Source organism: Gluconacetobacter sp. (assembly GCF_047721585.1).
Classification (GTDB): Bacteria; Pseudomonadota; Alphaproteobacteria; order Acetobacterales; family Acetobacteraceae; genus Gluconacetobacter; species Gluconacetobacter dulcium.
In genome coordinates this window covers 1-25,857 of the sequence record NZ_JBDNXE010000006.1, presented here as the reverse complement: position 1 = coordinate 25,857, position 25,857 = coordinate 1, and the positions used below count along the sequence as shown (strand labels likewise).

The window sequence follows — 25,857 nt, the reverse complement described above, 5'->3', positions numbered from 1 at the left end:
GCCGACGCAGACGCCCGACAACCCGCAGACCCTGGCCAGCACCACATCCCAGCCCGCTACAATCACGTCGGCAACCGCAACCCAGAACAGCACCACGCCAACGCCGGACAGCCCGCAAATCCTGGCCAACGCCGCGCCTCACTCCGCTACAGTCACGCCAGCAGCCGCCACCCTGAATAGCACCACGCCAACGCCGGACAGCCCGCAGATCCTGACCGCTACCACCTCTCCCGCAGGGCAATCGGCGCTCCCGGCCTCTGCCACTACGGCAAACGACCGCAGCCATGCATCGCATGACACGTCTTCCATCCAGAAAGATAGTGCGACCGTCGCCACGGCATCCGCGACCAGTGGATCGTCCCCTCCGCTTCCGCTCCGGCAATCCGCCTCAGCGAATCAGAGCAGTCAGTACCGCAGCCCTGCATCGGTCGCGCTATCACTCTCGCCTGACGATGCGACAACTCCTGTCTCCAGTCTCACGCCTCTTCCCGACGGCTCGGACGGCTCTGCCATACAATCAGGCGGACATAGCGGCACGCACGGAGAATCCGCTTCCGCCGACGACAATGGCGACGAAGCGAACGCCCAGACTGCCTCGCGGACAACCACCGGCCTCAATCTGCCCCTTAGCCTCACGCCGTCCGGTGCCTTTGTAACCGCGCTGAACGACACGGGGTCGGCACCCCAGGGGGACTTCACCTCGAAAGAGACTGGTACGTCGCGTGAAACGGACGGCAAGACGATAACTTCCCCGCTCACGGTACAAGCCGATGACGGATCGACATCTCTTTCCATGACCATCATGACCGACGATTCCACTCCAGTGCATGTGCGTCTCGAAGGTACGGATGGCCTGACAACCGGGGTCTTTCTTCAAAGCGAAGACGTGGGCACCGCACGCCACATGGCCGACAACAGACATGAACTCGTCGCGGCACTCAGCGCCGCCGGTGTGGATGTGAGCAACCTGAAAATTGACGTTGTCACCGCCAGCAGCAACAATGGCGATAATTTTCAGAACCAGAACCAAAACCAGAATGCCGACGGCACCGCATATAACGGCGGTTTTTCCGGCAACATGTCTGGCGGCAGCTCTGGGCACAACGGTCAGCAATCGTACGGCAGCAGCGCCGGGAGCACCAATAGCATCGCGTCCGACCAGGGCGCAGGTAATCCCGAGACGCAAAGCGGCTCGCATTCCACAAGACCGTCCGGCCCCTATGCCGGGAGCGGCGTCAACATTACCGCATGACCCCAATGGCCGTCGCGGGGAGAAAGGGAACAGGCAAATGACGACGACATCGAGTGTCAGCAACGAGACCCAGCTTATTCAGGCAGCGGAAGCAGCCGCCAAGAGTGCTGCGAACACATCCGCTTCCAGCAGCTCGAGTTCAAGCAGCAGCGGCAGCACGACTTCGGCCCTGTCTTCTCTGGCGAATAACTACACCACCTTTCTGTCGCTCCTGACCACGCAGTTGAAGCATCAGGACCCGAGCAGCCCGATGAATACCGACACTTTCACGTCGGAACTCGCGCAGTTTGCCGGGGTAGAGCAGCAGGTCGAAACGAATTCAAAACTCTCCTCGCTGATCTCGCTGAATGAAAGCAGCCAGATGACCGACAGCACCGCCCTGGTCGGCCAGAAAGCAACCGCAAGCACGACGACGTTGCCGCTTCAGAACAGTTCCGCCTCGCTCAGCTTCTCCGGCACATCGGGCTCAACGGTCGCCATCGCAGTGGCCAATTCCGCCGGCACCATTGTCAAGGATGTCGTCGCAACCGCCGACAGTGGCACCAACACCTGGACATGGGACGGCACCGACAATAACGGCCACCAACTGGCCGACGGTGCCTATAGTGTTTCGGTACAGACGATCAGTTCCACCGGGACCACATCCAGCGTTCCCTTCACCGTAACAGGAACCATCACCGGCGTCCAAAAAGGAGATTCCGATATGGAACTCGAAATGGGCAGCGCCACCATCCCGATGTCGAACGTAACCAATATCTCATCGGGAACCAAAAGCAGCACCGGTTCAAGCAGCGCCAGTTCCTGAAAATACGCCTCTTCCGGCATCACGCCCCGGAGGAGGCCCCTCAGCCCGGACAATCCCGATCGCGAGGACGCATGACGTGCGCCATGCGTCCGGGGGTGTTTTTTGAGCATTGGAACGGGGCCGCCTTGATGACCGGCCCGTCACGAAGCGTGCAACATCGCCACCAGATCGACATCAGTGGGCCGCTTTGAAACAGTCCCTCCCGATTCCGTTGCCGTGAACAGCCAATTTACAGGAAGCACGCGCCGGCCTACCGCCCACGCGCGGCTCCGGACAATCCAGCTGTCAGACACATTCCGGCGCGCGTTACCCCTGCCGCAAATTACACAAGATCCAACGTCGTCGACGACATGATGTTGATGCCGGACATGACCGGAATACAGGACTCCTTCGCGGGTTGACCGGTCCGGCTTTCTACGGCACTCGCTCTCGCTCCCAGCGGAGCAAACGCCACCTCATTCAGCCGGTAGCCAATCCCCCACAGGGTCGTAAACGGCTCATCAATGCCGAAATTGCGCATTTTCTTACGTATCTTGCAGATCATGACATCGATAACCTTGCCATAGGGCTCACTTTCCCCGGCATAGAGGCTATCCAGAACCGTTTCCTTGCTCAGAACCTGCGTCTTGCGCAGGGCCAACAGTTCCACAAGGTCGTACTCTCTGCGCGTCAAGGGCACCGGCTTGGAATCGATATGGACTTCCCGTCTGTCGACACCAACCGTCAAGCGGCCGATATGCAGGGTCAGGCTGTCATGTCCGCTGACCCGCCTGACAATGGCGCGCAGTCGGGCCAGAAGCTCCGCGGGATCAACCGAAGCCGGCACACAATCATCGGCACCGATGGATAGCAGTTCGGCCACTTCCAATGGCGTGGACGTCAGGGCAATGACCATAACCGGCGTCGGCACCCGACTGTTGCGGATATGACGCAGCAACTTCATATCGGGTGAAGCCTGCTGGATGACGACGATATCGTAATGGGACCGCCGCAGCGTTTCCACGACTCCGGCAGAACCCGACATCGTTATCGAGACCGACCCATCCACCGCGGCCTTGGACAATCCCTCGTAGGGTCGACCATTTCCCCGAGTCGAATCTTCGCCAACGCAGAGTACGCGCATATCCACTTCCGCCTCAAATGTATGGTCGCTTATCGCGAGGAAATACAGGACTATACTTGTCCTCTATCCAATTTTCTGCTGCTTCCGCCAGACAGTCACGTCTGTTCAATATCGGAATAGGTGGTGTGTCCAAAAGTCCCCATATAGCGGCAAGTGTCAAGGCCGACACATCACGGCGGCACCGTTATCATCGGTAGAACACTACCCTGCCCTCAGGTCTTCACATACCTGCCACAGACAGCGACAACTGCACAGGCTCCGCAGCCTTGAACGATTATCGGCGGCACGCCCTGAACAGGAAAAAACCATCTTGGCGAAGCCGCAGCCATCCCATAAACTGAAGGGAGCATAGTTCGGTTATACTATGAGATATGACTGAATCATTTCTGTAGCTTTCGCACCGCGTTTCCTCGAAACGAAAGCCGGGACGTGTAGCCGCATAACTGGATTGGGTCCGGGAAAGACGCACTTTGTCCGACAGGGAACGCTTATCAGGGATAATCTGCCTTAGCCCCTCGTGGCTGGACCATATGACTGCCGCCCGGCACACAGGCGGATCGGGAATGTGAGGCATCTCGCGGCTGCGTTTTCAGCCGGTATTTATTTTGCTTTCTGGTTTTGAAGGATAACGAAATGGTTGACATCACGGCTGCCTCGCTTCTCGCGTCCAGCCTCCGCCAAGCGACCTCGACGGCCTCTCACGTCGCCTACCGCAGCGCGCGCCCCGCGCATGCGGCAGCGACTGGCGTCAATATAAGCTCCAGCGGCATTGATGGTTCGTCCTCGTCCATAAAGTTCGACGCCAGCGGCCAGATTGTGCCGACCGGCACGAAGAACAAGAAGGAATCCGCGACCGCCAGCGCCGTTGATCTCTTCGCCTGATCGATCGCCGCCGGCCGGCCTATTCGCTGCCAGCATGTCTTTGTCGTATGACCGGCCTGCTGGCAGATGAAATTCGTCCGGCTTTGTTCTTCCCGATCGATCCACAGCGTCCCGTCTGACGACATGGCTACTCCAATCCTGTCTTCGCGGACATCTAGCGATAAGATCCGTTCAGAGACGATGACCTCGAGACAGCGGGGAAATACTCCCCGTCAGGATTAAAGACACGTGCCTTTCAGCCGACCTTCCCGCGTAAGACACCGTGTCACGCTTTCAGTCCTCGTATGTCTGTCCTGCTCCACCCTTCCGTCCGCCATGGCGGCAAATCCACATGCGGCGGCCCACCGCCACACCGGACGCAACGCCGCCTCGTCTTCCAGCCCCCCCCCGGCACCTGCATCTCCAGCCGCGAAGCCGACGCCCGATCCGTCGCAGGATGTCGAACTGCCCGATTCGATCCTGCTCAAGGGCTTGCCCTCCTCCTGGCGGGCAACGCTCATGGACCCGCCGCAGGCGCCAGCCACGACACCTCCCACCGGACCAGCCACCGCGAAGAGCGGCACGAAAGAGGCGTCACGCGTATCCTCATCGAAGACGCCCGCGACAGCCGGTGCCGGGGCTCCCCCACAAAGCGTTGCGTCCACCAGCCGCATTCTGCTTCCGGTGCCGTCGCGCATGGGCATCGCGGCCTTTCAGAGCGGCGACAGATTCATTATTGTCGTCGACAATGCGGAGCCGATGGATACCAGCGCCCTGCGCGGTGACGGCCTCTTCTCGACATTGTCCGTCAAGACCTTCCCGGACGCGACCTTGATCCAGGTCCGCCTCCCGGATACGCGACGTCTCTACCTTTCCCAGCAAGCGGAAGGGTGGGTGCTGGGCGACAAGCCGCCTCCAGGCGACCATTACGACGACAGGCGCGTGATCAATCCGCAATATACCGACAGCGGCATCCTGTATCCGATGCGCCGATCCGGTCGCGTCCTTTCGATCGCGGATCCCGCGTCCGGAGATCGGCTGCTGGTCGGCACGTCGATCCTGGACGATGGCGGTATTCTCTCCCTGCGAAACGGCGACGGCTATGACGTATGGCCGACGTCCGAAGGCGTCGTGATCGCGGCCCACTCGCCGCGCATTGACCTGAAACCTGTCCCCAGCGGCATCCTCCTGACCCAGGACGGCAAGGGCTTTCTGGATAACGGCGAAGCCGCCTATGCCAACGATGTCGATCTGAAATGGCTGGGGCTGCAGAATCTTCCCCTGGACGCCCTGACCCGACGCTATCACGCCGCTCTTCTCGCCGCCGCGGATTCGGATCCTTTCCATCGGTTCACGCAGCGGCTGAAGGCGGCGAAAGCCGCCTTCAGCCTCGGTGCCTTCGTCGAGACCCGCGGCATCCTCACCGTCGCCCTCCAGGACGACCCGGAAGAAGCCGCCCTGCCCGACGTCCGGTTCCTTCTGGGCGCCGCCGAGTTGCTGTGCGGCGACATGGACGGCGCCTCGATGCTCAATGGCCCCTGGCCTGCCAGCCAGAAGCGCGCAACCCAGCTATGGCAGGGGCTCTATCTGGCCGCCACCGGCGAGAATGATGCGGCGGCGGCCCAACTGCTGGCTCGCGATTTCGCGCGACTCAAATCCTATCCCGCCCCGGTTCGCGACGTACTCCTGCCGATAGCCTCCGAGGAAATCGCCCGTTACGGCACGCCGGACGATCTCGCGGCGCTGGACGACCTGCCCACCGGCCCTGCCTATCAACTCGCAACAGCATTCAGGCAGATGCGCTCCGGCAAGCGGGACCTGGCCTACGCCGCGTTCCAGAATCTGGCCGACAGTCGCGATCCCCAGGTCGCCGAAAAGGCGCTCGAACAGAAAACAGCGATCGAACTCGCCGATGGCCGCATCAAACCGGACGCGGCGGCCGAACTCTTCGAAACCATGATCCCAGACGCGCGACTGGCCGGCCGCGAGGCCAAGCTCCGCCTGATGCAGGCCGACGCCTATATGCAGACGCAGCGCTGGAGCGACGCACTCCAGGCCATAGACGCAGCCCGGCTGCACCCCGACACCTCGTCAAAGGACATGGTGGCGCCATTACTGTCCCAGGCCCTCACCGGCCTTGCCGATTCGATCCCCCCCGCATCGGACAAGAAAGGTCTTCTGCACAATACCGCGATGCTGAAGGTCCATCTGCCCGATCTGCCGCCAGGAGCACGGAAGGGCAACATTCTGGTCTCTTACGGCAGGATGCTTCTCGCCCTCGGCCTGCCGGATGATGCGGCCCAGGCGTTTTCCGATGCCATTCCCATGCTCACCGCCCCCGATCTGCGTGCGCTGGCAGGCGCGGCACTGGCGGAAACCGATATCGAAAGAAGGCTTCCCCAGGAGGCGGCGCAGGCTTTGACGATCACGGACGATCCTTCCCTTCCGGACGATATCAAGACCACCAGACAGGTGCTCACCGCCCGCATCGCGCTTGCAACTGGCGACCAGGCCAAGGCCCTGACCCTTCTCCGCAACAGCGCGAACACCTCCGCGCTCGACCTGACAGCCCGGGTGCATGAACAGAAAGGCGAATGGGCAGCCGCGGCCAGCGACGTCCGCAAGATGGCAGCAGACCTGCTCCCCCCAACCGGCCCCCTGACCGATAGCCAGCAGATCCTGGCCCTCCGCCTGGCCTCGGATGCCTCGCAGGCGGCCGATCAAACCTTGTTGGGCTGGGTGGCCGACCGCGTCGGAGACCGGATGCCGGACGGGGATCGTGGACGCATGTTCAAGCTGATGACCAAGTCGCCGGACGGAGGCGCAGACACGTCGCCTGCGGCGGCTCCCCTCTAACCGGACTAAAAAACTGCCCTCTTGCCATAAAGGCACACTATTCAGACGCCAATACGCACTATATACGAAAAGCACACGCTCAGGATCTGGGCCGGAACGAAAACCAGGGGAATTGACAGCGTATGCTGGAAGCCTTGTCATCCCAAATGTCACAGGCTCATAGCGGCACCGATGTGCTGGACCTGGCCGGGCGCCGCCTGCAATGGCTGCAAAACCGCGAATCCGTGTTGGCTGGCAATGTCGCCAACGCGAATACGCCGGGCTATGCGCCCAAGGACATCGCATCGTTTCAGGGTGTGCTGCAAAACCAGATGGCCATGACGCTGGCACAGACCGCTCCGGGCCATCTGGCCGGACGCAGCACCGTCGGCAGCGCAACGCGAACAGGCACCAGCACCTCCATCGACGGAAATCAGGTCAACATCGAAGGCGAACTTGAAAAGATCGCGGACACCAACGACCAGCAACGTCTCGCGACGAACGCCTACAGCGTCTATATGTCGATGTACTCGATAGCCCTCGGCTCCTCATCCTCCTGATCGCACGAGGTCTATCATGGATTTCTCCGATACAATGGGCATCTCTGCCTCCGGCATGCGTGCCCAGGCAAAGCGCCTTCAGATCGCGGCCGAAAACCTGGCCAACCAGGAAACCACCGGCACGACAGCCGGCGCAGACCCTTATCGGCGTAAGACGATTACGTTCAAGGAAACCCTGAATCGCACCTCCGGCGTTTCCGGTGTGGACATCAAGGAAATCGGACAGGACCAGACGCCGTTCGAGACAAAATACGATCCGTCCCATCCCGCAGCCGATGCCAACGGCCTGGTCAAGATGCCGAACGTAAGCGCGATGGTCGAAATCCTGGACACGCATGAAGCGCAACGTTCGTACGAGGCCAACCTCAACACCATGCAGATCACGCGGTCCATGCTGACACGCACGATCAACCTGATGAAATAAGGACAAGCCGGACGGCGCGATTCGGCAGGGTCACAGACCGCAGACGCGCGCCTCTCCTGTTGCCGTTGCACGAGCAATTCGTTACTCTTGGCAAGCATGGTCCGTCGCCGTTTCCGCCTGCCGGGCTTGCTGGTCAACTGATCGGACGGACACCGGCCTGAGGGCGCTCCGCCCGGTTCCTTCTGGAGAGCGACATTGGACAATACCACCTATATTGCCCTGTCCCGCGTCGATACATTGACGCGCGCTCTCGATGTAACGGCCAACAACCTCGCCAATGCCAACACGGACGGCTTCAAGGCGAGCAGGCAATTGTTTTCCGAATATCTCGTCAAACAGAAAGGGCCGAACACCCTGCCGGGAGACAAGCAGGAATCCTATACGCAGGATCAGGCAACCTATCGCGACCAGCTTCAAGGCCCGTTGAGGGCCACCGGCAACCTGACCGATTTCGCCATCAACGGCGAAGGCTACTTTACCGTCCGCACCACCCAGGGAATTAGGCTGACGCGCAATGGCCAGTTCCACCGCCGCATGGATGGTACGATCGTCGACGGATCGGGAAATCCCGTTCTGGACAATGCCGGCCGGAATCTGGTCCTGCAGAACGAAGAAGACCTGCTCTCTGTCGCGACCGATGGCAGCATCTCGACCCAGACCGGCGTCGTCGGAACAATCGGTCTGGTAACGGTCGACAATCCCCAGACATTAATGCCCGAAGGTCATTTTCTTCTTCGACCAACCACCCAGACCCATACCGTCGCCCGTCCGGAGATCCGGCAGGCCATGCTGGAATCGAGCAACGTCAACGCGGTCTCGGAAGCGACCAGAATGGTCGAGATCCAGCGGGATTATGATCTGACATTCCAGCTCATACAGACCGAATCGACCCGCAACATGAACGCGATCGACAAGATCACCGCCGAGCCGTCGGTCTGAGACAGACCGTTTTGAAGAAAGACCGTTCGGCGATAGCGGGCGGCGCTGCGCGTAACCTTTTAGAAACCATTAACGGATAGCAAAATCCATAACATAGTCTCGGGGTCCGCCATATTTCGGCGGCGAACGCGAATGTTCCGCGGACAGGTGGCTAGGTACAGGGAATTTTACAACGATGGATCTGTTATCCTCTCTCTCGGTAGCCACCAGCGGCCTGAATGCGATCGAATATCAATATTCCGTCACATCCCAGAATGTCGCCAACCAGAGCACCGCAGGCTATGTGAGCGAGACGGCCACCGTCACGAGCGCCGTCACCGCCGGCGTCGGAAATGGCGTCCGTATCGGCGCGACGCAACTGCATATCAATCAGGCGCTGCAATCCGCCCTGTATGCGCAGAATGCCCAGGTCGCATCCTACACCGCGATGGACAATTCACTCACCGCGCTTTCGGCGGTCCAGGGCACGACGGCAGCGAATTCGACAAACACCACCCCTGCCGGCACCACCAATACGCTGACCGATCAACTGGGCAACGTGCAGGCCGAGCTGACATCGCTGATTTCCACGCCCTTGCAAAGCGTAGCGCAGACACAGGTGATTACGGGCGCGCAGTCCCTGACCAATACGATCCATACGCTGTCATCGACCTATGCGACCCAGCGCCAGAATGCGCAGGACAGTGTCGCCTCGACGGTCCCGGCCATCAATTCCGACCTGACGCAGATCGGCGTTCTTTCGCAACAGATCGTGAAGTTCAAGTCGCTCGGCTCCGATACGGCCGATCTCGAGAATCAGCGCCTGGGGGTCATGACCGACCTGTCGTCGAAGCTGTCGGTCACATTTTCCCAGTCATCGAACGGCGACATGATCGTCCGGACCGAGGACGGCACGAAACTGCCGACCCGTCCCGACCAGATCGGACTCAGCGACAGTTCACAGAAGCTGCCTTCCACGACCTGGCCGCTCAGCACCAGCGACGTGACCGTTACATCAGCTATGTCCTACACGGGTGGCAGCACCTCGGCGATCCCCGGCATCATGCTGACCGGCACCGACATCACCTCGCATCTGACCGGCGGCACGCTCGGTGCAAACATTACCCTGCGCGACGAGACCTACCCGAAGGCGCAGGCGCAGTTGGATTCGTTCTCCTATACATTGATCAACCGCTTCAATAACGCGGGCCTCTCGCTGTTCACGAACGGCACCGATGCCACGGGCACGACGGTGCCCCAATCGTCCAACACGACGCAAACGACACCGGCCGGCATCGTCGGCCTGTCCTCCGCGATCAGCGTCAGCACCATGTATGTCAATACACCGTCTCTGCTGACGACAACGACGACCACAACCGACAACGCAGGCAACAAGACGACGACGGCCGCCACCAATACGACCACCGGCACGACAACGGCCGGCGATTCGACCATCATTCAGCAGATTCTCAGCCAGGCATTCGGCACCAGCGCCGCCAATGTCAGCGACCAGACCAGTTCCGGCGGCCCTGATCTCGCGGCCCCGACAAACAATCTGGGCGTGAACGGAAATATCTCGACCGGCTATACCGGCGCCCAAGGGCTGCTTCAGTTGGCCACGGCGCTCACGTCGGACCAGGGCGCGACCATCGCGGCGACCAGCAGCAACCTGGCGGCCAGCACATCGGTCCAGACCGTCCTGCAGGCAAAAGTCGCGGATGTCTCCGGCGTCAACGTCAATGACGAACTGGCCAAGGTCGTGGCCTTGCAGAACGCCTACACTGCCAACGCCAAGATCGTATCCGCAGTCCAGACAATGTTTACCGCGTTTCTGAACGCCATCAACTAATACAAGATCGGGATAGAAAACTGATGAGTTCGGCAATCAATCAATATGGCGGCGGCGCGCCCTCACTGATTCTTTCCGCCGGCATCAAGGCTATGTCCCTCCAACAGGAAACCCTCACCTGGCAGGCCAGCAACGGCACCATTGCTCCGACCTTCGCCGGCCTCGGTTCCACACGATCGACAGCGATCAGCCTCACGCCGAAAATCACCCAGATCAAGGCATGGCAATCCAATATCACGAATGCGCAGACCGACCTGACCGTCACGGCCAGCGCCCTGGCCCAGCTTGTCTCACAAGCCCAGGCCATGGCGACAAGCCTGCTCAGTGTTTCCGGCACAACCGAGACCAGCGCGGTATCGGCCGTGGCCGAACAGGCCACAAGTTCCCTCTCCGCCCTCAAGAGCGTCCTCAATACGACCAGCGGTTCGACTTATATCTTTTCCGGAACCGATACCAACACGCCGACGATCGCCGGCTCGGAGCCGCTCGCGAACAGCAAGCTCGCAACGACGATTTCTGGCATCATGAACGCGCTCTCCACCGATGGCGCGACATCGGCGCTGCAACAGGCCACGACGGCCGCCGGAACGAACGATGCGTCTTCCAGCGATCCGCTCTCTGTCTTTGCCTCGTCCATTTCGGTTTCAGCCAATTCGGCCAAGGACCAGCAGCGTGTCACGGTGACGAACAACGACTCGACGACAAATGTCGGTATCGTCGCGACACAAAGCTCGACGACCTCCGCAGCGTCCTCGACATCGACGGGATCGCCGATCCGCGACCTGATGCGCGACATGATGATGACCTCGGCCATGGGTGGCATGTCATCATCGACAAGCGGCTTTTCAGACATGGCGAAGCAGCTTTATTCGTCACTGCAAACCACCATCAGCCAACTCACCGAACTGGAAGCGTCGGTCGGCACCACCCAGAATAACCTGACGGCACAATCGAGCCTGCTGACCAATGTCCAGTCGACGCTGGAAGATCAGCTTGACGATTCCATGGGTGTCGATCCCGCTGTCGTCGCCACCCAGGTCGCATCCGTCAAATTGCAGCTTGAAGTCTCCTACAAGCTGGTTGCCGATATGAAGGGCATGACGCTGGCAGATTATATCTAGTCTTCGCAGGCTTTAGCCTTTCCGCACACGATCCAGCGACCAGCAAAACGCACCCTGATATCCGCACGTTTCCTCTCCAGACGATAGCGTGCCGATATCAGGCCCAACCTTCTTGCTTCGATGCCGGCTTTGTCAGCGCTGTTCGGCGCTGTCCGGCCATCAGCTGTTTTCATCGCTCTGAAGCGCATCCTTCCATCTTCCGTCAGAACATGCAGCCGTCAGGCCGATTTCCCGAAAAATCGCGCACCTCCGTCGCTATTTTTCTTCTCCCAAGAGCATAAGGGGTGCACGTCATTGTCCCAGACAGTCGGGTCTTCTGCGGAACAGGCGCTTCATCCCGAAGACAGTGCCGAGGCATTGCAGCTTGCCGGACGCCTGCACGAGGCCGCAGCAGCCTATCAAATCCGGCTGGCATCCACCCCGAACGATCCCAGAACCCTGAGCAATTACGGCGGACTGTTAAACGCAAGCAGCCGTTTTGACGACGCATACATAGTCCTCACCCGGTCGATTGCGCTCGACCCGACCCAACCCGATGCATGGTCCAACCTGGGCAACACCTTGCTGCACCTGGCACGCTACGATGACGCGATCGCGGCATACAGAAACTGCCTGCAACGCAATCCGGCGCACGCCCTGGCCCTGAGCAATCTCGGCTTGCTCCTCGACCATCGCGGCGCACATGAACTGGCCCAGAAATTTCATCAGGTCGCCATACAGCTTTCACCCGACAACGTGCATACACGCACCAACTATGCCATCTCACTACTGGCGCAGGGCGATTATGTCGCCGGTTTTCGAGAATATGAGTGGCGTTGGACAACGCACAGTTCGCGCAGCTACGGCATGACGGTACCACAATGGAAAGGCGAGGATTTCCCAGGCCGTACCCTCATGATCCATACCGAGGGCGGCTTTGGCGACATGATCCAGTTCTCCCGCTTCATTCCCTTGGCCGCCCAGCGGGGCGGCCATGTCATCGTCCGGGCACGGAAGGAATTGCTGACCCTGCTGCGGCAATCTTTTCCCGAACAGCAGTTTTTTTCCGAAGACGACGTTGTGCCCCCGCACGATCTCCAATGCCCTGTGCTGAGCCTGCCCTTCGCACTGAGCACGACCCTGGCGACCATCCCCGGCGCCGGCGGCTTTCTTCACGCAGATGCGCAAAAGACATCCTTTTGGCACCAGATGTTTCATCAGGACGACGCGGCAAACGGGGCACGTCCCGATCCCCTCCGCGTCGGTCTGGTATGGGCAGGCGCTCCGCATCCCGAGATCCAGGCGGCCGAACTGGCCGACCGGCGACGTTCGACCGACCTTGCAACCTTCGCGCCTCTAGCCCGGACAGATGCGAATATTCTATTCTACAGCCTGCAAATCGGCGAAAAATCCTGGCAGGCCCGAACCCCGCCTACCGGCATGCATCTGGTCGATCATACCCCCCTGTTGCACGATTTCAGCGACACTGCCGCGCTGGTCAATGCGCTCGACCTGGTAATCGCCGTTGACACATCAACCGCGCATGTCGCGGCCGGACTGGGCAAGCCGGTCTGGATGCTGTCCCGCTACGACCAATGCTGGCGCTGGCTTTCCGGCCGCACCGATTCCCCATGGTATGACAGCCTGCGCATCTATCAGCAGGCCGTGCCTCTCGACTGGTCGGACCCGATCCGCCACATCGTCGCTGACCTTCAGCTCCTTGCGGCACCTCATCGCCGCCCGCCAGCCTGAACTGAACCGTCACGCGTACGATCACCGCACCGCCTCCGGTCGCGTCACCCGTCGCATCAGGCGACGGACATTTCCCCAAAAACAATACGGCGCAGTGGCCATAAGCCACTGCGCCGTATTCCGCTTGATGGGATCATCCCGGCAGGCACGATCCCGAAGAGGCTATAGAGATCAGAAATCGCTACCGATCGTGGCCATCGCCGCGAAAGGCGACGCGATCGAGTAGCTCGGATAACTGGCCCCGATCTTCCTGCCGTTCACACCGACGGTCGCCACCGCATTGCCCTGCGGCGAGGTGACATAACCGAGATAGCGGTTGTCGGAGATATTCTGCAGGTTCAGGCGGATCTCCGGGTTCTGGAAGAAACCGAGCTTCGGCAAACGATACCCGACATGGATGTTCATGCGAACATAACCAGGGATGCTCTGGTCATTCATGAACGTCGAATACTGCCGCGCCACATATTTCAGGTTGAACCCGGCGAACGCATGGCCATCATCGTAATCGAGGCCGAAACCAACCTGGTATTGCGGTGCCTGCGGCGCGATCTTGCCCTTGGTCCGCAGATAGTCGCCACCGGCGGGCATGTTGCTGTCGGTCACGGCATGCAGATACTCGAACGAGGCATACGGTCGCAGATGATAGCGCAGCGGCGCCGTTCCCACCTCAACGTCGATACCGTCGGCATGCGAACTACCGGCATTGATGTTGGTCGTAGTCACCTGGTCCGGCAGCAATTGGGTATAAAGGCGACCGGTGAAGGCATAATGGAAATAAGTCACCGCCGCCGAGATCAGGCTATCCTGATAACGCCAACCAGCTTCCTCGGAAATCGAGATTTCAGGCGCCTGCTTGGGGTTGGGCACCGTGCTGTAGCCGTGCGTCTTCGTGTTGTATGTACCAGAATCATAAAGCGAATAGTTCTGCGGCATACGGAAATTGGTCGAAACCGAGGCGAAGACCTGGTTGTGCGCGTCGATCTTGTAGCGGATCGCACCGGTCGGCAGCGCCACCCGGTAATTGGTGGTGACATATTTCTGCGATGGCATCGGCAGATAGTTGCTGCCACTGCGATCGACGATGGCATATTTCAGCCCGGCATCGATCGTCAGGCGGTTATTCAGAAGCGAGAGCTGATCACCGATAAATGGCGTATGAACCCGGGTCTGCGTGAACGAATCACGATACTGGAGGGTCTCGCCGCGATACGGACCGCTGGTGATGACCAGGTTGCCGGTATCGTCCGCCGAATTCAACGGCGCGCCATCCTCGCCGACCCGGCTGTAGGGCGACGTCTGGGTCTGCTTGGAATATTCGACCCAGTAACCGATCATCAGCCGGTTGACGCCGGTGGTGAGGGTGACCTTGGCCGTGTTGCCCGGACGATAGGTCTGGGTCAGGCTGGTGTAGTAGAACGGATAGGTTCCCGACGTCACGCCATCGACCGACCCGGTCACCGTCTGACCGACCACCGACATCTTGTTGGCGCTACAGGCATTGCCGTCGAGGCAATAGGTCGACAAGCCGCCACCGCCGCCGCCATACCCGTACCAGAAATACGGCGTATCGGTCAGCACCACGCCATGGCCCAGGTTGAACGTCGAAGGCATCGAGGAATAGATGTTCGTAAACGGGTTCGGATGCAGCTTGTAGTAGTTGCTGTTGTAGCTCTTCGTCCCGTTCGGCGAGACCGTATAGGGGATGGCACTGTAGTTCGCCGGCGGGTTCAGCGGGTTCACGCCCTTGTCGCCATACTGCTTATACTGGTCCCAGGAAGACAGCGAGACAGCCCGGTAGGCATTGTTTTCCATACCGTTGCCGACCACGGCCCACGACCAGCGGTTGCCGTCGCCCCAGTCGGAGACGAGCTTCATTTCGCCGTGCTTCTTGTCCTCGACACCGGGGCCGCGCCAATGGTCCTGACGCGCCTGCGAGTATGAGAAATAGGCCCGCAGGTTGGTATTGCCCAGATAACCGGTATCGAAGCGCAGGAAGCCGCGCGTGCCATTGAACGAGCCGTAGCTCATATTGACATGGCCACCCATCTTCGCCTTCGGGTCGATCATGTACATATCGACCGTGCCGCCCGTGGCACTCAGATGCGGACTGTCGAGATCCGCCGAACCCTGGGCCACGCGGATCGTCTTCAGATTTTCCGTGTCGACGATTTCCTGCGGGTAAACGGCGAAGTTCCCGATATCATTGATCGGGAAACCTTCAAGCGTGAAGCCCATCTGGCTTTCGGTCAGGCCGCGTACCGACATGTTTCCGCCCGTCATTCCCATCGGGTCGGTGTCGGAGGTATTGACGCCGGGCAGCAGCGCGATCAGCTGCATCGGGTTTTCCGCCGGATTCTGCTTGGCGATCCAGTCGCGGGTAACGGCCGAGATGGATTTCGGCGCATCTTCCTTACCCATCAGGCCGCCACCGAACGCGCGACCGGTCACACCGTCGCCCAGGGTCCGGACGCCGCGTACCTCGATGCGTTCCTGATCGGTCGGCTCGGTCGCCCCCAGCATCGTCGCGCGTGCGTCGGCCACCTTCTCGGCGGGACGTGCCTCTCTGGTCGCGGGCGCCTTGGCAACCGGCTTGGATGCCGACGGCGCAACGTCCTGCGCGAACGCCGCTCCCCCCATCGACGAAAGCACAGTCGAAGACACCAGAGCGAGCATCGTCGACCTGATATAGTTTGTCATACAATCTCCATTGATGAAAGATGACCCCCCGAGGTCATTTTTCCGGGAACCTGACCGATTGGTCTGGTTTTGTATAGAGAGCAGCAGAAATTTCATTAATTATTCAAACTCATTTTTAAAAACGAATGAAAAATCCGTTGCGCGTGACAAAGTTGCAACAAACGTCTCCTTGCCCGGCCCCCTGTCGCCCCGCACGATGTATTGCCGTTTTCCCGACATGCTTCCCAGGTCCTCATTGCCGCGGCAATCGCAAACATCCGTTTATTTAATTGTTTTTATTGCCGTTTTAACTCGGGCAAATCAGCCTGATGAAGCAGGTGCTCCATCCTGCCCCGCCCTGCCACCGATGCTCCGGTCGTCGCACGATATACTCCGACGTCGAAGCTCACTGCGGCCAACATCACACACATAATTCCGGTAAAGAAACAATAATCCCTCCCCCCGGGTTCTGCCTCATGCGACTGCCGCCGATTCGATTGCCACCAACGGCTTCGGCGCCGACAGGACAGGACAGGTCGGGGCGCGTTGTGTACGTCCTGTCGATGCAAAGGGAGGGGAAGCAAACCACCCGGCCGTTTAGCGGCCCGCCGAAATCCGGCGCTTCAGAAGATATCCTGCCCCTTCCTGCCCTGCGGCGGCCGGTGGCAACCGCGGCACAACCGAACAGGGCCAGCCGTGCCATGCTCGCGACGACGCGCCAGATGGCAACCCTCACAGAAATCATGAAATGTCGACAATGCCAGGGCCGCCTGATCCGGCCGCGTCCGGTGACAACCGATGCATGTCCGGTCGGGGGCGGAAGCCAGCGCGGGCTCCAGCACGTCATGATGGCACTGCACACAATTATAGGCCGCGTGGTCGCGATGCATGAACACGACCGGGATCGGCATCGCGTGGCTGATGCTCGACCCACACCACCATGCCACGCCGCCCCCGAGGCCAAGAATCGCGGCCAGTACCCAGACAGGGAGCCACTCCTTCATGGCGCCAGCCACTGGCTGAGACGCACGCCATAGAGAACGCAGACACCCAGCGAGACACCGCCAACCACCATTGCCAGCCGAACGGCGACAGGCGCGGTATGACGGCGCCGATGCCCGGCAGGCCGGGGCAACCTGCCATAGCGGCCCACCCACGGCAGGGCGGCGCAGCAGGCGGCGATCACCGACAGCGCGATCATCTGCTCCCTTGCCCGCACATGCAGGCGAGCCCCCGTGATATGAAAGCTGGCCGTGCCGAGCAGGACGACTGCCATCAGCCCATGCGCCTGACGAAAGCGTGCCGCTTTCCGCCAGATCCGACCGCGCAGGGCATGAAAGGACGGACCGATGGCCAAAGCGGCCAGCGGCAACCCCGCAAGGCCCGCCAGCATGTAGCCCGGACCACCCGGCAGAAGGTAGCGACCCGTCAATGGTTCGGCCCACAGCGACAGGCCGACATGCAGAACGATGAACCCACCCGCGACGCACCCAAGCAGGCGATGCGCAACGGTAAAAAACTTGCCGTCATTGAAAGGAAACCGCAGCGGGCGCCCCGTCAGGAAAAACAGGAAGGCCACCAACACATAGGCGATGAAGCCGCAGGCCATCGCACCATCCCATGACGGAGCATTGGCAGGCAGATCCGCGCCGATGAAGAAGACCGAGGCCAACAGCCCGCACAACACCAGAAACGGCAGAAGAATGATCACGCGCCCCTCCGCGCCGGCACGATACGGCCTCGGCGTGCCGGTCGCCCTCCGGCGGCATCGGCTCCCATCCGTCAGGCCGCGAATAAGAATGACATCGAAACAATAGAACGAACAGGCCGCGATGCCGACGATATCGGATCGAGGCCGCAAATTTTATCACCACATTAGATCGTTGATTAAAATAAATACCGCATTATGATGCGTCGGACTTCGAGGGCCGACCTGTTTGTCGCATATCGACCGTACATGATGGTTTTTAACCCGCCGGAATTCCCGTAATGAGTTTTATTGACACGATCCAACCGTTATATGCGCTGTCCGGTCTGGGCGTCGGGTTTCTGGTGGGTCTGACCGGCGTCGGCGGCGGATCTCTGATGACGCCGCTCCTGATCCTGCTGTTCGGCGTACATCCCCAGACGGCGGTGGGCACCGACCTGCTTTACGCCGCGATCACCAAGGCGGTCGGCACGGGCGTGCATGGTTTCTCCGGCGGGGTGGACTGGAAAGTGGTCCGCCGCCTGGCCAGCGGCAGCATACCCGCCTCCGCCCTGGCCCTCATCGTGCTGCACACCATGGGTGCGCCGTCCCTGATCACCACCCACCTCATTACCCGCAGCCTGGGCGTCGCCCTGCTGCTGACGGCTCCCTGCATTCTGTTTCGCGCCGCCATCATGCAACGTCTGGCCGGTTTCTCCGCCAGCCTGTCCGACCGCCGGACCCATATCCTGACCATCGCCGTCGGGGCACTGCTCGGCCTTCTGGTCTCACTGTCATCGGTCGGCGCGGGCGCCATCGGCGTCACGGTCCTGCTGGTCCTGTATCCCAGACTGTCGACGGCGCGGATCGTCGCGGCCGATATCGCGCATGCGGTGCCGCTGACCCTGGTTGCCGGTCTGGGCCACTGGCTCCTTGGCTCGGTCAATGGCGGCATGCTGCTGTCCCTGCTGGTCGGCTCGATCCCGGGCATCATTCTGGGCAGCCTCTTCGTCGGCATGGTCCGCGAAAGCATCCAGCGCACGGTTCTGGCCACCGTGCTCACGATCGTCGGCATCCGCATGATCTAACGACCTTCCTGGCAACGCATATTTCCCAACAGGGCACATTGCCAAACGGGTCCTGACGGGCCGCCCGAACGCCCCCGGAGTCGGCACGATTACAAAACCGGTCCTTCGTCATCATCGTCGGGTTCAAACGGTCCCTCGTCCGGCACCTCGCCAGGGATCGGCTCATCCGGATCATACGGTCCAGGTGAGGGCGTCGGCATCGGCCGCCGTGGCCCGGAATGGTCATGTTCACGTATGGACATCGTAACCCTCCCACCGTTACGGCCATTCAACCGCATTCAGCCGCGCGGGTTTCCAGCGCGGGTCCAGGACAGATTCCTCCCTCCAGGATCCCGCGCATTTGTGAACACGACATGATTGCCCGGCCGATCGTATCAGGATTATCGTATGGGCATAACACATATGCCCAAAATGCAGAGGCCAAGAGTGACGAAAACAAGATCACTCGACAATCATCACGCTTCAGTGAGCATTCACCACGCGGATCGCGTCTATAGCATGCTGAGGGACGAATCCGCGTCCGGCCGCTCGGCGCTCGCGGCCTCCTGGTCACGCTCGCTGCGTCATTACGGCCTGAGTCCGAATCATAACGCTCCCCCCCACCGTCTGGATGCCCCAGGCTATCGCGAGGCACGCGAACGCAGCGCGCTGCTCCTGCATGCGGCCCAGCCGGTTCTCGACCGGCTGACCTCGGCGGTCCGGCGCGGCGGCTTCTGCATGCTGCTCAGCGACGCGCGCGGCATCGCGCTGGAACAGAGATGCCTGGCCGCCGACGAAGAGATATTCAGTTCCTGGGGCCTCAATCTCGGCGCCGTATGGGACGAAGCCCATGAAGGCACCAACGGCATCGGTACCTGCCTCGCCGAAGACCGGGTGCTGACGATCCATCGCGACCAGCATTTCTTCTCCCGTAACGCCGGGCTCAGTTGCACCATGGCGCCGATCCACGATCCCTCGGGCAGTCCGATCGGCGGGATCGACATTTCCTCATGCCGCGAAGACTGCGACACGGCGACACTCTCCTTTCTGGCCCTGGTGGTCGAAGACGCCGCCCGCCGCATCGAAACCAGGCTGTTCGGCGAGGCTTTCGCCGACCACCGCATCATCTCGCTGGGCAACGAGGCACAGGCCCTGCTGGCGGTCGATGAAAACGAGGTGATCGTCGGCACCAACAAGGCCGCCCGCGCCCTGTTCGGCCTCCGCCCCGACAAACCCATGACGCTCCCTGACCTGCTGTCGGATACCGGCCACGAAGATCCCGCACGCGCCGCCCACGCCGCCCTGCAACGGGTGCTGAAACGCTGCAACGGGAACATCTCGGCGGCAGCGCGGGAACTGGGCGTCAGCCGTGCCACGCTGCATCGCCGGCTGAAACGTCACGAAGCCCACTGAGGCCCCGCCACTGTCGCGGAACTGCGACAGATCAGGTGTCATACCCATCCCCGCCGGCTGACAAATCCAGTCCCCATCGCCACTCTTTCGAATGTCGACCGCGCTCCATCCGCGGCGACCAAGAAGGAGAATGACCATGGACTCGCTGGAAAGCCATCGAATCGACATGTCGTCACCGTTCAAGGCGCAGTACGACAATTTCATCGGCGGCCGTTGGGTGCCCCCTTTCGACGGGGAATATTTCGACGATCCGTCACCGGTCGACGGGCGCATCCTGTGCAAGGTCGCCCGTTCCAAGGCCGAGGATGTCGAGCGGGCACTCGACGCCGCCCACGCCGCGCGCGAAGCGTGGGGCGAGACCAGCGCGGCCCAGCGCGCACTGCTGCTCAACCGCATCGCCGACCGCATCGACGAGAATCTCGAACTGCTGGCCCGTGCCGAAAGCTGGGACAACGGCAAGCCGCTGCGTGAGACGCTCAACGCCGACCTCCCCCTCTGCGTCGACCATTTCCGCTATTTCGCCTCCTGCATCCGCGCACAGGAAGGTTCGCTGTCGGAAATCGACCACGATACCGTCGCCTATCATTTCCACGAACCGCTGGGCGTGGTCGGCCAGATCATCCCCTGGAACTTCCCCCTGCTGATGGCCGCCTGGAAACTGGCGCCGGCCCTGGCGGCGGGCAATTGCGTGGTGATGAAGCCAGCCGAACAGACCCCGGCCTCGATCATGGTCCTGGCCGAACTGATCGCCGACATCCTGCCGGCCGGCGTGCTCAACATCGTCAACGGCTTCGGACGGGAAGCCGGCACGGCGCTGGCCTCCAACAGCCGGATCGCCAAAATCGCCTTCACCGGATCGACCCCGACCGGCAAGATGATCGCCCACGCCGCCGCCGACAATCTGATTCCCGCCACGCTGGAACTGGGCGGCAAATCCCCCAACGTCTTCTTTTCCGACATCGCCGCCGAAGATGACGATTTTCTCGACAAGGCGATCGAAGGCTTCGTCCTGTTCGCCTTCAACCAGGGCGAGGTCTGCACCTGCCCGTCTCGCGCCCTGATCCACGAATCCATCTACGACCGTTTCATGGAACGCGCGCTACGCCGGGTCGCCGCGATCAGGCAGGGCAATCCGCTGGACCTGGCGACGATGGTCGGCGCCCAGGCATCGGTCGACCAGATGAACAAGATCCTGTCCTATATCGATATCGGACGGCAGGAAGGGGCCCAGTTGCTGACCGGCGGCAGCCGGGCCGACGTAGGCGAAGCGCTGTCAAACGGCTGTTACATCCAGCCCACCGTCTTCAGGGGCGACAACCGGATGCGGATCTTCCAGGAAGAGATCTTCGGCCCCGTCGTCTCCGTCACCACCTTCCGCGACGATGCCGAGGCGGTCAAACTGGCCAACGACACGCTGTTCGGCCTGGGTGCGGGCATCTGGACCCGCGACGGCACCCGCGCCTATCGCGTCGGGCGGGCCATCAAGGCGGGCCGCGTCTGGACCAACTGCTACCACGCCTACCCGGCCCACGCCGCTTTCGGCGGATACAAGCAATCGGGCATCGGGCGGGAAAACCACCGCATGATGCTCGACCATTACCAGCAGACCAAAAACCTGCTGGTCAGCTACGCCCCGAAGAAACTGGGGTTCTTCTGAGCGCCCGCCCCCAACGGGTCAGCCGGGTGCCGACAGGCACCCGGCCTGGATTACCCATCGGGTTCTCAGAACGTCACGCGCACGCCGCCAAACCCGCCGATCGGCGCGGCGGGGCTGTAGCTGCGCGGATTGGTCGCCCCCGGCGCCTGCGCCAGATAGACCGAACTGGTCGGCGAGAACGTGCCGAACGTGTAGTAATTCCGATCGGTAACATTCGAGATGCTGCCGAACAATTGCAGCGAGCGCGTCACCTGGACCGACGTATGCAGGTTCAGCACGAAGAACCCCGGCAGGCGCGGCGTCAGGTTGGCTTCGTCGCCAAACAGATACTGCCCGCCCTGCAAGAGAAAATCGCCACCGACGGTCCAGATCGGGGTAACACGCACATCCACCCCACCGGTCAGCTTGTCCAGCGGAATCCCCGGCAGACGGTTGCCCCGGCGCACGGTAATGTCGCCGTCATCATCGCCGGCCGGGTTGCTGCCCGCATCCTCGACGAAGCCGCTGCGATAGGTCGCATCGGTATGGGTATAGTTCAGCCAGGCCGACCAGCCATCCGCCTGCCAGGCCAGATGCACCTTGCCGCCCTGACGGCGGGTCGCGCCGATATTGGCGAAAAACGCACGGTTCAGCGTCTCGCTGTTGATGAACACGATGTCGTTGTCGGCATCGGTACGGAACAGCCCCAGATCGTAGCTCAGCCGCCCGGCGGTCCCGATCGTGAACCCGCCCCGCAGACCGGCCTCGAACGTATGCGCCCGCACCTGCTTCAGTTCGGGATCGCCGACGAAGAAATTGGCCAGGCTGCACGCATTCTCCGGCCCGGCGCACGAGAGTTCGGCCGGCGTCGGCGCACGGTTCGCCTCGGCATAGCCGCCATAGATCGTGGCCCAATGCGTCAGGCGATAGCTGATGCCGCCCCCCGGATTGACCGCCGAATAAGCATGGTGGCCGCTCAAATCCCCGCCATTCTGATCGGCCAGATTGATCTGCGCGAAATTGTAGCGCACCGAGCCGGTCAGCGAGAGGCGCGGTGTCAGATCGATCGTATCGGTCGCGAACACGCCGACATACGCATCATTCACCCGGACCCGTACCGGTACGGTCTCCCCCGGTTCGTCGATCACATAGCCAGGGCCATAATATTCCCGCGTCACCGGGGTCAGCCCCCCCAGCACGGCAGAGCCGGTGAACATCGTCTGCGCACCGTCGAAGCTGACGCCCGCGACTTCATGATTGCGCAGGCCGAACACCGAATGGTCCTCGGTCTCCTGCATCGACACGCCATAGCCGTTGGTGTTCGTCGTCTGAAGATCCAGTTCGGAATACGCCCCCCCATCCAGAAAGTCAGGAATCGTCGCCCCGCCCCGCGTGGTCGAAGGATCGCCATCGTCGGTGCACATCAGGCCCGATCCATCGTCGCACGGCGCATCGTTGGGCGCGTTGCCGTTGTTCACCCGCTGCTGGAAATAATCGTAATGCACCTGCCCCTGCACCGAGAGCGTGTCGGTAAAGCTGTGCCGGCCATTCACCGCGAACTGGATGAATTTGTTCGCCATCTGATTGGGCGCGGTGAACTGCGCCCTGGGGTCGGCGCGCAGCAGTTCCACCGGCGACGTTCCGGGGCCGTTCAATACCGAATTGGCCAGATCGAGGCTGCCATGCACCTCGGTCGCCTGCCCTTTCCAGCCAAGGTCGGCATACAGGCTCTGGATGTCCGTGCTTTGCAGGTCCCGCCAGCCATCCTCATGCACTTCCCGGCCGGCGACATACACCCCCCAGTTCCCCCGACGCGCGGCATAATCGCCCTGCGCCACGATCCGTCCGAACGACCCGCCCGAAAGATCGGCCTCGCCGCCGGCCGGGGTGTTGAAAGCATTCTTCATTCGCACATTCAGCGCCCCGCCCAGGGCATTCAGGCCGAAGACGGGGTTCGATCCCTCGACCGCCACCCGCTCGATCGCCAGATCCGGGATCAGGTCCCAGTTCACCGTATCGCCGAAGGCTTGGTTGAAACGCACACCATCGAGATACACCGCGATACCCTGCGACGTGCCCTGCAACGGCGATGCCTGAAATCCGTTCATGACGATGGTGGGCTGAAAGGGATTCCCTGCGGCCAGATTGAGGCTGACACCCGCCAGGCGGCTATCCAGCGCATGCAGCAGGTCAGCGGTACCGGTCAGTTGCAGGTCATGCGCGGTCACGATGGCGGTCGCCGCCGGCAGCCGGTCGCGGTCGATGCCCGAACCGGGCAAGGGCGAGGTACCGATCACGGTAATGTCTTCCGGCTGTACGCCGGCCGACACACCATCCGCGGCCGTCGCCGGCACCGTCTGCGCCAGCACCGCGCGGGCGGGCAGAAAGCACAATGCGGCGGACGCCAGATAGATGGCCCTCCGCCCGGTCATTTTTTCAAACATGCGTTTATTCTTCTCTTTTGATTGGCATGCCAAGCGGTTCATCAGACCGAACGGAACCAGGGAAGTCGATGGGACATTTTCCCGACCGCCGCAGAAACAACCCGTTCCGGACGGGATTTTTCTCGTCACGGCCCTTCGCCACGCGCCTGGGCCTGCTGGGGCGCCTGCTGCTCGCCCTCGCGGCAGCGGCCACGATCGGCTTTACGGCCGGTTCCGGCCTCGCCGCGTGGCAGGCAACCCGCTCGATCCGGGTGGAACTCGCCGCCGCCCTGGCGAATGCTCAAGCCGACATCGCCGCGACGCCGCCCCCGCCAGCCGCGTCCACCGCCTCCTGGCCGGCGGAATTGTGCGACAGTTTCGACGGCAACCGCCATATCCAGGCGCGGATAACCGATCAGGCCGGGCGGGTCCGGCACCGCTCCCGGCTGGCCACCGGTCCCCGCCCGCCCGCCTGGTTCCTGCGCGCCACCGCACCGGCCATGGCCCCGATAACGCTCTCCCCCACCGGCTTCCCAGCCGGATGGCAAGTACACCTGCAAGCCGATGCGACCAACGAAGCCGCCGAACGCTGGGAAGAATTCCGGGTACAGATCGCCACTATCACGCTGGTGGTCCTGCTGATCGCCGGATCATGCTGTGTCATCGTGGTGCGCGGCCTGCGTCCTCTTGCAACATTGTCCCAGGCCTATGCCCGCATCGCGGCAGGCGACGAAACGGTGAACCTCCCCGAAACCGGCCCGGCCGACATCGCCGGACAAGCCGCCTCCTTCAATCGCATGGCGCGCGCACTCCGCACCGCAACCGCGCAAAACCGCCATCTCCAGGACCAGCTCACCCGCGTCGCGGAGGAAGAACGCGCCGAAATCGCGCGCGACCTGCATGACGAAGTCGGCCCCCTGCTGTTCGGAATCACGACCTTCGCCGCCACCCTCGCCCGTTCCGCCACCGAAGGCCGCCACGACGCCATCCCCGCCCAGATCAGTGCGATACAGGACGCCACCCGTTCCATCCAGCGCACCCTGCGCGCCATCCTGAAGCGGCTGCACACCACACCCGGCGGCGGCCTGCCCGAAGCCCTCGACGGGATCGCCCTGTTCTGGAACACGATAGCACCAGACATCATTTTCACGGTCTCATGCGACCCGGCACTCGCCACGCTGGACGATGTAACCCGCGCGGCCCTGTTCCACGTCGCTCAGGAGGCTGTCTGCAACGCCGCACGCCACGGACACCCCTCCCACATCGCCCTGAAAGCCACGCGCAACGAAGGCCGGATCATCCTCTCGATCCATGACAACGGCACGACCGCCATCGGCACACCGGGCTTCGGCCTCGCCGGCATGCGCCGCCGCCTCGCGGACCTCGGCGGCCATCTCGTCATCACGCACGACCACGGCTGGACGGTCACCGCTACCCTTCCCGATCCCGACACCCACCCGGTGCCGGCCCCCGCCC

Annotated in this window: 20 protein-coding genes; 14 read left to right on the top strand and 6 right to left on the bottom strand. The window is 61.7% G+C overall.

Annotated elements, in window-relative coordinates; all coding sequences use genetic code 11:
• The first annotated feature begins 793 nt into the window (after positions 1-793).
• Complete coding sequence (locus tag ABF821_RS02470; protein ID WP_415528960.1) at positions 794-1,252, top strand: hypothetical protein; 459 nt, start codon at positions 794-796, stop codon at positions 1,250-1,252.
• Between the two features lie 37 nt (positions 1,253-1,289).
• Complete coding sequence (locus ABF821_RS02465) at positions 1,290-2,057, top strand: flagellar hook assembly protein FlgD (RefSeq protein WP_415528959.1); 768 nt, start codon at positions 1,290-1,292, stop codon at positions 2,055-2,057.
• 322 nt (positions 2,058-2,379) lie between these two features.
• On the opposite strand, the gene ABF821_RS02460 is transcribed toward ABF821_RS02465, so the two are convergent.
• Positions 2,380-3,180: a response regulator transcription factor gene (locus ABF821_RS02460; protein ID WP_182972302.1), complete on the bottom strand. Its 801-nt coding sequence runs from the start codon at positions 3,178-3,180 to the stop codon at positions 2,380-2,382.
• Between the two features lie 633 nt (positions 3,181-3,813).
• Here ABF821_RS02460 and ABF821_RS02455 point away from each other — a divergent pair.
• Positions 3,814-4,062 (top strand): hypothetical protein, encoded by a 249-nt coding sequence (locus tag ABF821_RS02455; protein WP_182972303.1) that lies wholly within the window; start codon positions 3,814-3,816, stop codon positions 4,060-4,062.
• Between the two features lie 218 nt (positions 4,063-4,280).
• On the opposite strand, the gene ABF821_RS02450 is transcribed toward ABF821_RS02455, so the two are convergent.
• Entirely contained in the window at positions 4,281-4,739 is a 459-nt protein-coding gene (locus ABF821_RS02450) for a hypothetical protein (RefSeq protein ID WP_415528958.1), read from the bottom strand.
• Between ABF821_RS02450 and ABF821_RS02445 the strand changes: the two genes are divergently transcribed.
• From ABF821_RS02445 to ABF821_RS02415, 7 genes are all read left to right on the top strand, one after another.
• On the top strand, positions 4,738-6,897 hold the full coding sequence (locus ABF821_RS02445; RefSeq protein WP_415528957.1) for a hypothetical protein: 2,160 nt from the start codon (positions 4,738-4,740) through the stop codon (positions 6,895-6,897). The two genes, ABF821_RS02450 and ABF821_RS02445, sit on opposite strands and share 2 nt — an antisense overlap.
• 122 nt (positions 6,898-7,019) lie before the next feature.
• Positions 7,020-7,436 (top strand): flagellar basal body rod protein FlgB, encoded by a 417-nt coding sequence (locus ABF821_RS02440; protein WP_182972305.1) that lies wholly within the window; start codon positions 7,020-7,022, stop codon positions 7,434-7,436.
• Positions 7,437-7,452: 16 nt separating this feature from the next.
• Positions 7,453-7,860: a flagellar basal body rod protein FlgC gene (gene flgC / locus ABF821_RS02435; protein ID WP_182972306.1), complete on the top strand. Its 408-nt coding sequence runs from the start codon at positions 7,453-7,455 to the stop codon at positions 7,858-7,860.
• A 195-nt stretch (positions 7,861-8,055) separates the two neighbouring features.
• On the top strand, positions 8,056-8,799 hold the full coding sequence (gene flgF, locus ABF821_RS02430; protein WP_415528956.1) for a flagellar basal-body rod protein FlgF: 744 nt from the start codon (positions 8,056-8,058) through the stop codon (positions 8,797-8,799).
• 175 nt (positions 8,800-8,974) lie between these two features.
• A complete protein-coding gene (gene flgK / locus ABF821_RS02425) occupies positions 8,975-10,627 on the top strand; it encodes a flagellar hook-associated protein FlgK (protein ID WP_415528955.1) in 1,653 nt (550 codons plus the stop codon).
• 23 nt (positions 10,628-10,650) lie between these two features.
• Positions 10,651-11,748, top strand: coding sequence for a flagellin (locus tag ABF821_RS02420; RefSeq protein ID WP_182972309.1), 1,098 nt, complete (start codon positions 10,651-10,653; stop codon positions 11,746-11,748).
• A gap of 294 nt (positions 11,749-12,042) precedes the next feature.
• Positions 12,043-13,479, top strand: a complete 1,437-nt coding sequence (locus ABF821_RS02415; protein ID WP_415528954.1) for a tetratricopeptide repeat protein — start codon at positions 12,043-12,045, stop codon at positions 13,477-13,479.
• 171 nt (positions 13,480-13,650) lie between these two features.
• Here the strand turns inward: ABF821_RS02415 and ABF821_RS02410 are convergent, their stop codons facing one another.
• From ABF821_RS02410 to ABF821_RS02400, 3 genes are all read right to left on the bottom strand, one after another.
• Positions 13,651-16,176, bottom strand: a complete 2,526-nt coding sequence (locus tag ABF821_RS02410) for a TonB-dependent receptor (RefSeq protein WP_415528953.1) — start codon at positions 16,174-16,176, stop codon at positions 13,651-13,653.
• Positions 16,177-16,778: 602 nt separating this feature from the next.
• Entirely contained in the window at positions 16,779-17,159 is a 381-nt protein-coding gene (locus tag ABF821_RS02405) for a cytochrome c3 family protein (protein ID WP_415528952.1), read from the bottom strand.
• The gene (locus tag ABF821_RS02400) at positions 17,156-17,866 is read right to left on the bottom strand and encodes a ferric reductase-like transmembrane domain-containing protein (RefSeq protein WP_182972312.1); all 711 of its coding nucleotides are present in this window, start codon (positions 17,864-17,866) and stop codon (positions 17,156-17,158) included. Before ABF821_RS02400 ends, ABF821_RS02405 begins: the two co-directional genes overlap by 4 nt.
• A 278-nt stretch (positions 17,867-18,144) precedes the next feature.
• Between ABF821_RS02400 and ABF821_RS02395 the strand changes: the two genes are divergently transcribed.
• The 3 genes from ABF821_RS02395 to ABF821_RS02385 all read left to right on the top strand — a co-directional run bounded on the left by ABF821_RS02395 (position 18,145) and on the right by ABF821_RS02385 (position 21,979).
• On the top strand, positions 18,145-18,930 hold the full coding sequence (locus tag ABF821_RS02395; RefSeq protein WP_182972313.1) for a sulfite exporter TauE/SafE family protein: 786 nt from the start codon (positions 18,145-18,147) through the stop codon (positions 18,928-18,930).
• A gap of 498 nt (positions 18,931-19,428) precedes the next feature.
• Positions 19,429-20,322, top strand: coding sequence for a helix-turn-helix domain-containing protein (locus ABF821_RS02390; protein WP_246400822.1), 894 nt, complete (start codon positions 19,429-19,431; stop codon positions 20,320-20,322).
• Positions 20,323-20,458: 136 nt separating this feature from the next.
• The gene (locus ABF821_RS02385) at positions 20,459-21,979 is read left to right on the top strand and encodes an aldehyde dehydrogenase family protein (protein WP_415528951.1); all 1,521 of its coding nucleotides are present in this window, start codon (positions 20,459-20,461) and stop codon (positions 21,977-21,979) included.
• Positions 21,980-22,044: 65 nt separating this feature from the next.
• Here the strand turns inward: ABF821_RS02385 and ABF821_RS02380 are convergent, their stop codons facing one another.
• Positions 22,045-24,402 (bottom strand): TonB-dependent receptor, encoded by a 2,358-nt coding sequence (locus ABF821_RS02380; RefSeq protein ID WP_415528950.1) that lies wholly within the window; start codon positions 24,400-24,402, stop codon positions 22,045-22,047.
• Positions 24,403-24,470: 68 nt separating this feature from the next.
• Between ABF821_RS02380 and ABF821_RS02375 the strand changes: the two genes are divergently transcribed.
• Positions 24,471-25,857, top strand: a 1,387-nt coding sequence (locus ABF821_RS02375) for a histidine kinase (protein ID WP_415528949.1), incomplete at its 3' end; no start/stop codon positions are given.